The sequence below is a fragment of the Pseudomonas sp. o96-267 genome, assembly GCF_003935465.1.
Classification (GTDB): Bacteria; Pseudomonadota; Gammaproteobacteria; order Pseudomonadales; family Pseudomonadaceae; genus Aquipseudomonas; species Aquipseudomonas sediminis.
This window is the reverse complement of the sequence record NZ_RHQP01000067.1, coordinates 1-8,928: the sequence shown is the minus strand read 5'-3', so window position 1 is coordinate 8,928 and position 8,928 is coordinate 1. Positions and strand designations below refer to the sequence as shown.

General features: G+C 60.6%; 6 protein-coding genes and 4 pseudogenes. 8 read left to right on the top strand and 2 right to left on the bottom strand.

Translation table 11 applies throughout. The features are described from left to right. Positions 1-88: 88 nt before the first annotated feature. Positions 89-754, bottom strand: a complete 666-nt coding sequence (locus EGJ86_RS24510) for a LysR substrate-binding domain-containing protein (RefSeq protein ID WP_198402222.1) — start codon at positions 752-754, stop codon at positions 89-91. 127 nt (positions 755-881) lie between these two features. On the opposite strand from EGJ86_RS24510, the pseudogene EGJ86_RS24505 reads away from it, so the two are divergent. The 6 genes and pseudogenes from EGJ86_RS24505 to EGJ86_RS24480 form a co-directional block, all read left to right on the top strand. Further along, positions 882-1,232, top strand: a pseudogene (locus tag EGJ86_RS24505) (TraI domain-containing protein); the annotation flags it as partial. 206 nt (positions 1,233-1,438) lie between these two features. After that, positions 1,439-3,760 (top strand): heavy metal translocating P-type ATPase, encoded by a 2,322-nt coding sequence (locus tag EGJ86_RS24500; RefSeq protein WP_096827185.1) that lies wholly within the window; start codon positions 1,439-1,441, stop codon positions 3,758-3,760. A gap of 74 nt (positions 3,761-3,834) precedes the next feature. Further along, positions 3,835-4,107 carry a heavy-metal-associated domain-containing protein gene (locus EGJ86_RS24495; RefSeq protein WP_003280450.1) on the top strand — a complete coding sequence of 91 codons (273 nt, stop codon included), beginning with the start codon at positions 3,835-3,837 and terminating at the stop codon, positions 4,105-4,107. 25 nt (positions 4,108-4,132) lie between these two features. Beyond that, positions 4,133-4,591 (top strand): DUF411 domain-containing protein, encoded by a 459-nt coding sequence (locus tag EGJ86_RS24490; RefSeq protein ID WP_096827186.1) that lies wholly within the window; start codon positions 4,133-4,135, stop codon positions 4,589-4,591. Positions 4,592-4,743: 152 nt separating this feature from the next. Next, a complete protein-coding gene (locus EGJ86_RS24485; RefSeq protein ID WP_177432944.1) occupies positions 4,744-6,510 on the top strand; it encodes a protein-disulfide reductase DsbD in 1,767 nt (588 codons plus the stop codon). A gap of 173 nt (positions 6,511-6,683) precedes the next feature. After that, positions 6,684-7,066, top strand: a pseudogene (locus tag EGJ86_RS24480) (transposase); the annotation flags it as partial. Here the strand turns inward: EGJ86_RS24480 and EGJ86_RS24475 are convergent. Next, positions 7,065-7,387: pseudogene (locus EGJ86_RS24475) on the bottom strand (transposase); the annotation flags it as partial. The pseudogenes EGJ86_RS24480 and EGJ86_RS24475 overlap by 2 nt on opposite strands. Before the next feature lie 196 nt (positions 7,388-7,583). Here EGJ86_RS24475 and EGJ86_RS24470 point away from each other — a divergent pair. Then, positions 7,584-7,913, top strand: a complete 330-nt coding sequence (locus tag EGJ86_RS24470) for a hypothetical protein (RefSeq protein WP_125836922.1) — start codon at positions 7,584-7,586, stop codon at positions 7,911-7,913. A 97-nt stretch (positions 7,914-8,010) separates the two neighbouring features. Beyond that, positions 8,011-8,850: pseudogene (locus EGJ86_RS24465) on the top strand (DUF932 domain-containing protein); the annotation flags it as partial. Positions 8,851-8,928: the final 78 nt, after the last annotated feature.

The following is an 8,928-nucleotide window of genomic DNA, read 5'->3' as shown; positions in this document are numbered from 1 at the left end:
GCTTGCAGCCACTTCGATAGCAGGCACCGCTGACCAGCAGGCTGCCGCAGAACTTAGTTTTTCAACAGAATCGGCCAAAAGCAGCCGGTCAGGCAGTTGGCTTTGCCATCCGCTGCACCTCTGTCGTTAACTCGATATCCGTGAGGGTCACCGCACTGGTCTCCTTTATCAGCTCGATGAATTCGACGATGTAAGGCTTGGAGCTTTCCGATTCGAGCGTGGCCGCCCAGATGTCGGCAAACAAGCCATCGCGTGTGATCGGCTTTGCCGTCACGTATTGCCGCTGGAGATAGTGCTGCACGGCCCATCTCGGCAGCACGGCGATACCTCGCCGCGTGGCAACAAGCATGAGGATGGCGACCGTAAGTTCGGTTGTTCGTCGAGCGGGTGTGATGCCCGCCGGCTTGAGCAGCAACTGGACGATATCCAGCATGTCCTCTTCGACGGGGTAAGTGATCAACGTTTCGTCATTGAAGTCTTGCGCCTCCAGGTAGCTCTTCTGGGCAAGCGGATGATCGTTTGCCACCAGCGCAACCAGCCGCGACCGGAACAGGTGGTGGAAATCCACACCGGCTTCAGGTTCGCGGCAGGAGATCATCGCGAGGTCCGCGTCCCCCCGATGCAACAGGCCAACGGGGTCGGCCTGGTAGCCAGAGACCAGATCCACTTCCACCTCAGGCCAGCGCGCACGGAAGGCATCGACCGCGGGCATCAGCCAGTCAAAACAGGTGTGACATTCGATGGCAATCCGCAAGGTGCCGGTCGTGCCCTGGGCGATCCTGAGCAAGTCTCTCGTGGTTTCGTTCAGAACCGGTATCACCCTGTCGGGCTTACCCGGAAAGGGAAAAGGCCCTCGCCTGCCTCAACTCCAGGTGCCATCGATGCTCTCGCTATTCCAACGAAAACGCCCACCAGTAACGGCCTCGCTTTCCTCCAGCGGAGACATGGAAAAAGGGCTGATGCGACCGGAGTCGGTCGCCGCCCTGCTGTCCACAGCGCGCCGGCAGAAACTGCTGGAGCACATCTGGCAACGCACCTCGCTCTCGCGCAAGCATTTCGCTTCACTCTACTTGGCTCCGCTGCAACGCTATGCCGAGCTGGTCCAGCAGTTTCCTGCGTCGGAAGCGCATCACCATGCGTATCAAGGGGGGATGCTGGACCACGGCCTGGAAATCGTCGCGTATGCGCTCAAACTGCGGCAGTCGTACCTGCTACCCAGTGGAAAGGCTCCAGTAAGGCTGATTCGATTATTACAACTTAGTAAGTTAACTAATTATTTATATAGGGCCATATGCTGGCGGCATGCACGGATACCCGAGAGCGAAAACCCGCCACAGGCTTACAGAAATGTAATGCTTGGGTCAGGCCAATGTCAGCCGTTCGCGGGTACTCTATATAAAATATCTCCGAGTGCGCGCAGGGTTTAACAGGAGCGGTAATGTCTCAGGCCAATCAGCCACACCCCACACTTCAGACCCCATCGGATCGTGACCCTGTTTGTGGCATGACGGTCAAAGCCGACAGCCCGCATCAGACCAGCCACGCCGGCCAACAACTGCTTTTCTGCAGCCAGCGCTGTCTGGAAAAATTCACTGCCGAGCCAAGCAGATATCTGGATGCCGGGCATGCTCATGGCGAGACGCCGACCGTCGATCACGGCGCCGAATACACCTGCCCGATGCACCCCGAAATACTGCAGATCGGCCCAGGCACGTGCCCCAAATGCGGCATGGCCCTGGAGCCGGTCATGCCCGAACTGGAAGAAGAGGACAACCCGGAGCTCAGGGACTTTTCTCGACGCTTCTGGTGGACGTTGCCGTTCACCGTGATTGTCACCGTGCTGGCCATGGGCGGGCATGCCCTCAGTCCGTTCCACGGCGCCACGCAGAACTGGGTCGAACTGGCACTGGCCACCCCTGTGGCGCTCTGGGCTGGCTGGCCCTTCTACGTGCGCTGCGTGCAATCGTTCATCAACCGTAGCCCGAACATGTGGACGCTGATCGGCCTCGGAACCTCCGCCGCCTACCTGTACAGCCTGATCGCCACCCTGGCGCCCGGCGTATTCCCCGACCACTTCATGCAGGGTGAACGCATCGGCGTGTACTTCGAGGCGGCAGCGGTGATCATCTCGCTGACCCTGCTCGGCCAAATCCTGGAACTCAAGGCGCGCTCGCAGACCTCGGCGGCGATCAGGTCGCTGCTCGGCCTGGCGCCCAAGACCGCGCGACGGATCAATGCCGATGGCAGCGAAGAGGACATTCCCCTCACCCATGTGCACAGCGGCGACAAGCTTCGGGTGCGCCCAGGCGAAAAAGTGCCGGTTGATGGCTTGGTGGTGGAAGGCGAAAGCGCGGTGGACGAGTCGATGTTGACCGGCGAGCCGGTGCCGATCATGAAACGCGCCGGTGACAGCCTAATCGGCGCTACCCTCAACAGCCACGGCAGCCTGGTGATGCAGGCACAAAAGGTCGGCAGCTCGACCATGCTTGCGCAGATCGTCCAGATGGTGGCCCAGGCGCAGCGCTCCAAGGCGCCAATGCAGCGGCTGGCCGACGTCATTGCCGGGCGTTTCGTGCTGGCGGTCATCGCCATCGCTGCTCTGACCTTTGTCGTATGGGGCCTGTGGGGGCCGGAACCGAGCTGGGTGTTCGGTCTGATCAACGCAGTCGCGGTACTGATCATTGCCTGCCCCTGCGCCCTGGGCCTGGCCACGCCGATGTCGGTGATGGTCGCCACCGGCAAAGCGGCCGGCAGCGGCGTGCTGTTCCGCGATGCTGCCGCGATAGAAAACCTGCGCAAGATCGACACTCTGATCGTCGATAAGACCGGCACCCTCACCGAAGGCCGCCCTGCTTTCCACAGCGTCGAGGCGGCGCCCGGCTTCACGCGGGACGAGGTGCTGCGACTGGCCGCCAGCCTGGATCAGGGCAGCGAACATCCCCTGGCACACGCCATCGTCGATCATGCCCGTGCCCAGGGCCTTGCGCTGAGCACGCCTGAAACCTTCGAATCGGCCTCCGGCATCGGCGTGCGTGGCAAGGTTGACGGCCGCGACTTGCAGTTGGGCAACACCGCGCTGATGAATGATGCCGGCGTGGATGCCAGCCCGCTCAAGGGGCATGCCGAACAACTGCGCGGCGAAGGCGTGAGCATCATGTTCCTGGCCGTGGACAACGTACTGGCCGGTCTGCTGGCGGTTTCCGACCCGATCAAACCGACCTCAAAACTGGCGATCCAGCGCCTGCAGGCAGACGGCATACGGGTGATCATGGCCACCGGCGATGGCCTGACGACTGCCCGTGCCGTAGCCCGCGAACTGGGTATCGAGGAGGTGCACGGCGAGGTCAAGCCGCAGGACAAGGAACGCCTGACCGCCTCGCTGCAACAGCAAGGGCACCGCGTGGCCATGGCCGGCGACGGCATCAACGACGCCCCGGCCCTGGCGCGCGCCGATATCGGCATTGCCATGGGCACCGGCACCGATGTGGCGATGAACAGCGCCCAGGTCACGCTGGTCAAGGGCGACCTGCTCGGCATCCTGCGCGCGCGCAGCCTGTCGGTGGCCACCGTGCGCAACATGCACCAGAACCTGACCTTCGCCTTTCTTTACAACGCTCTGGGCATTCCTTTGGCAGCCGGCCTGCTCTACCCGCTGACCGGCCTCCTGCTGTCACCAATAATCGCAGCGCTGGCGATGAGCATGAGCTCCGCTTCGGTGGTGTTCAACGCCTTGAGACTGCGCAAGGTATCAATCGACTGAAACTCTTGACCTTGCCACCTTGGCAAGGTTGAGAATTGCCTCAACCCCAGCAGCAACCTCGCAAGGAGATTGTCATGAGCACCGTTGAATTGAGTGTCAAAGGCATGAGCTGCGGCTCATGCGTCCTGCATGTCACCGAGGCGCTCAACGCAGTTGAAGGCGTCACCGAGGTCGACGTCGATCTGCAAGCGGCCAGTGTGCGGGTCAGCGCTGAGTGCGACAGCGATGTGCTTGTCGCCGCCCTGGGTGATGCTGGATACCCCGCCCAACTGAGCAGTCCGGCGGCCTCATCGAGCCCCGCCAGGAAAACCGGATGCGGTGGCAGCGGTGGCTGCTGTTGCAAGTGAGCAAACCATTGGAAACAGGTTTTTTATGTCCAGAAGACTGACTACCGCGGCGCTCGCCGCTCTGCTGCTAAGTGGCGCCGCCCAGGCCGCGCAACCCCTGATCATTGATGTGCACCGCGACGCCAACTGTGGATGCTGCAAGGACTGGATTACCTACCTGGAGAACAACGGCTTCGAAGTCCGCGACCACGTCGAACGCAACATGAACACAGTCAAGCAAGACCTCGGCGTGAAACCGCGTCTGGCTTCCTGCCATACAGGCGTGATCGATGGAAAGTTCGTTGAAGGTCACGTGCCCGTGGCGCAGATCCTGGAGCTTCGCAAGCGCCCTGACCTGCTGGGCATCGCCGTGCCAGGCATGCCGGCTGGCTCACCAGGCATGGAGTATGGCGACGTCAAACACCCGTACCAGGTGATCGGAATAACCCGCACTGGCCGAGAAAAGGTCATTGCCAATTATCCGCTGGAACAAGCCGCGCATTAATAGCGACTCGCCGGGCGGGCTGGTACTGGCTGGCATCCTGCGATGCACTGAATCGCAGCGGAGGCCATCCCCCCAGCCCGCACTTCAAAAATCCCGGCTCCGTTAACAAGCTGAAATAGACCTCCTTTTCGTTATTAGCCCGCGAGATGGTCATGTCCCGCCTCCTGCCGTATCTGCTGCTGCTACTGCTTGCCTTGCCAGCCAACGCCGAGATATTTGATTCTTCGCGTCCTCAGTCGGCTCTGTTCGGCACTCCGCTGAACAACAGCCAGGATTTCCTTCCGGTAGACAAAGCCTTCCGCCTCGACCTGTTGGAAACCGGTAAGGACAGCGTCCGCCTGCGCTTCATAAATGCCGAGGGTTATTACCTCTATAAACATCGCTTCGCATTCACCAGCGACCACCCGCAAGTGTCAATTGGCACCCCGCAATGGCCCGCGGCCGAACCGAAAACCGATGAATTTTTTGGCGATGTCGAGGTGTTCTACGGCGTTACCGACTTGCTGCTACCCGTTAATAACCCTCAGAACACACCGTTCACCTTACAGGTGAGCTATCAGGGCTGCGCTGATCTGGGGCTGTGCTATCCGCCAGAGATTCGCAGCTTCGAGGTAGGTGATCCCCCCCTCATTGCAGCCCTGCAACAAGGGGTCGCCATTGACTGGCGTAGTCTGGCGCTGTTCTTCCTGGCGGGCTTGGGCCTGACTTTCACACCCTGCGTGCTACCGATGCTGCCAATTCTGTCTGGCGTGGTATTACGCGGACAACTCGGCGGAACGCGTGGATTACGCCTATCGCTTGCCTACGTACTCCCCATGGCTGCCAGCTTCGCCCTGCTTGGTGCGCTAATGGGCATGTTCGGCGCTGGCCTCAACCTACAAGCGCGCCTGCAGTCACCGTGGCTGTTGGTGCCCTTTGCGATGTTCTTCACTGTTTTCGCTCTGGCCATGTTCGGCGTATTCGAGTTGCGCATGCCGCGCTTTATCACCGAACGACTAGATCTCCTAGCCGGCCAGGCCCGCGGGGGTTCAATGTTGGGCGCCGCCACGCTCGGCGTACTGTCGAGCCTGCTGGTTTCGCCCTGTGTGACTGCCCCTCTGGTCGGCGCACTGCTCTACATAAGCACCACCGGCGACGCACTGGGTGGCGGCCTTAAGCTGTTTGCCCTCGGGTTGGGCATGGGCGCGCCGTTGGTATTGTTCGCCATCGGCGGCGGAGCATTGCTACCCAAGTCTGGCACCTGGATGGTCGGTGTGCGCAAAGCTTTCGGCGTGATGCTGCTGGCTGTCTCTGTATGGCTGCTAGAACGCGTGCTACCCGCTCCAGTGACTTTGGCCTTGTGGGGCCTTTTGGCAGTTGGCAGCGCGATTTGGCTCGGTGCCTTGGAGTTCACCCTCAAGTCCGGCCGGCAAAGGCTCGCCCAACTACTCGGTGTGGCACTACTGGTCTACGGTGTCAGCGCCTGGCTCGGCGCTTTGCAAGGTCAATCCGATCCGCTGCGACCGCTGGGTCAGCTGGACGCCAAAGCCGTACTTCCGAGCGGCGCTAACGCCGGCTGGCAGACCGTGGATACACCAGCTGCTCTGGATGCCGCTCTGCTGTCAGCAAAAAATGCCGACCAACCACTGCTATTGGATTGGTACGCCGACTGGTGCATCAGTTGCAAAGTAATTGAACGAGAAGTGCTGGCAGCACCCGCCGTGCGTGAGCAACTGACCGGTTACCGACTGGTGCGCTTCGACATAACTCGTAGCGATGCCGAGCAACGCGCCCTGCTCGACCGCTACCAGCTGTTCGGCCCACCGGCACTGCAGTTATTCGCTCCCAATGGCGAAGAATGGCAAGATCTCCGTACTGTTGGCGAAACCGACGCTGAGAGTTTCGTCAAACGCCTGCACCAAGCCAACGGCCGAATCTAGATTAGCCCCTCCACTTCTGGAGGGGCGTGTTCTACCCCTGGCTGGCCAGCAGGCTAACGGAAATGCAATCGCCGCTACAGCCTACTGTCATCAGAGCAGCCGGCGGTGTGTAGTGGTCTACTGATTCCGGACACCCATTTAGGGCGAGAATGCTCGCCATAGAGAGGTGTCTGATGACCAAGCAACGTCGTTCCTTTACGCCCGAGTTCAAACGAGAGGCCGCCTGCCTGGTGCTCGATCAGGGCTACAGCCATATCGAAGCAGCTCGTTCACTGGGAGTGGTTGAGTCGGCCCTGCGCCGATGGGTAAAACAGCTTCAAGAGGAGCGCGTGGGCGTTACCCCGAAGAGCAAAGCACTGACGCCCGAACAGCAGAAAATCCAGGAGCTGGAAGCCAGGATCGACCGACTGGAACGGGAGAAAGCGATCCTAAAAAAGGCTACCGCTCTCTTGATGTCGGACGAGTTCAATCGTACGCGCTGATAGACCAGTTAAGTGAGCGGGAGTCGGTGGAAGTGGTCTGTTCAGCCTTCGGCGTGGTGCGGTCTTGCTACTACGCCGGAAGTTGAGGATGGTGGTTTCATCGGGAATACGCTCCAAGCTCAGCCCCGCGAACTGGCGCAGGATGGTGGTCTCGTACAGCGCCTCTTCCATCGCTGGATCGCTGTAACCGAACCAGTTTTGCATCAGGTGCACGCGCAGCATCGCCATCAGCGGATAGGCCGGACGACCGCCTTCACCCTGGGATAATGCGGCTCGATCAAGGCAATCAAACCCTTCCACGGCACCACCCGATCCATCTCGATCAGGAACAACTCTTTGCGGGTTTGTTTGCGCTTACCGGCGTACTCGGCGTCAGCGAAGGTCATCTGCTTCATGGGGAAACTCAGCGGGTGGAATCCGGGTATTTTGCCAAAATCTGGAAGTCTTCTTCAGAGTTTCCCTAAAGGGCCGCTATTGGCCGACTCCAGCCTGTTCGCACTCAGTTATCGCTGCTGCTAAGCAGCCATTCGATCCAAAAAAATCTCAGCAACACATTACCGCAGTGACATCACCACCAAGGAGGATCCTCCCATGTCATTGCAGTGCCCCCGCTGTCATTCACCCAAAGTCGCTTCGTTCCATCACGCCATGAAAGCCGGCGCTGCTATCGGCGCGGTCGGTGGTCTCGCACGAGGCATCAGTGCTGCTCTGGCAGGCGGCAAGGCCGGCGCAGCGCTCGGCGTAATCGCCGGCCCTATTGGTATCACACTCGGCTCGGTATCCGGTGCCATTCTCGGCGGCCTGGCCGGAAGCGTCGGCGGCTGTGCGATTGGCGCTCAGCTCGGCGAGTCGCTCGACCGCCATGTCCTGGCTCACAACCTCTGCCTGCTCTGCGGTCATCGCTTCAATCTGCCGGCCTGATCCGGCAACTGCTCTCCTCTTACTTATCCATCACTGATTGCCGGTGCTGCGCTCTGCGCGGCGCTTTATGCCGGCCTGCACCCAAAGGAAATTCGTCATGGCTCATCAAATCGAACAAATGGCCTATGTTGGCGCTACCCCGTGGCACGGCTTAGGCAACAACCTGCCGCAGAAACAGCCTATCGAGGTCTGGCAACGCGAAGCCGGCATGGATTGGCAGATCCTGGAAAGCCCCGTGCATTTCAAGTCGGACGCCATCGGCCACCTGGGCGCGATCCACTCATTCCCCGAGCAGAAGGTGCTCTACCGTTCGGACACCAAGGCACCGCTGTCGGTGGTCTCGCAGCGCTACCACACCGTCCAGCCTCGTGAGGTGCTGGAGTTCTACCGCGATCTGACCGAGGTCTCCGGCTACGAGCTGGAAACCGCTGGCGTGCTCAAGGGCGGTCGCAAGTTCTGGGCGCTGGCGCGAACTGGCCAGGGTGCAGCGATCAAAGGTAACGACCAGGTGAATGGCTACCTGCTGTTGGCCACTTCCTGCGACGGCACCCTGGCCACCACAGCAACGCCCACCACCATCCGCGTAGTTTGCAACAACACCCTGACCATCGCCCTGGACGGCACCAGCCGTGCGATCAAGGTGCCGCACAGCACACGCTTCGATGGCGATCTGGTGAAGAAGCAGCTCGGTATCGCCGTCTCGCAATGGGATGACTTCATGTACCGCATGCGCCACCTGGCTGAACGCAAGGTGCAGTGGCATGAGGCACTGGGCTTCTTTATGAACGTGATGTGCGACACAAGCCCGACTGGCGCACTGCCGGAGCAACTGCCCAACGAACGCGCTCTGCGCAAAGTGCAGGAGCTGTACGAAGGTCGTGGTCGCGGCAGCCAGCTGGACTCGGCACGCGGCACCGCCTGGGGCTTGCTCAATGCCGGAGGGTGTACGAATTTTTGTGTAACCGACTCATGAGCGACACTGTCGCTCCGAACCGGAGACACCATGAGCAAGACG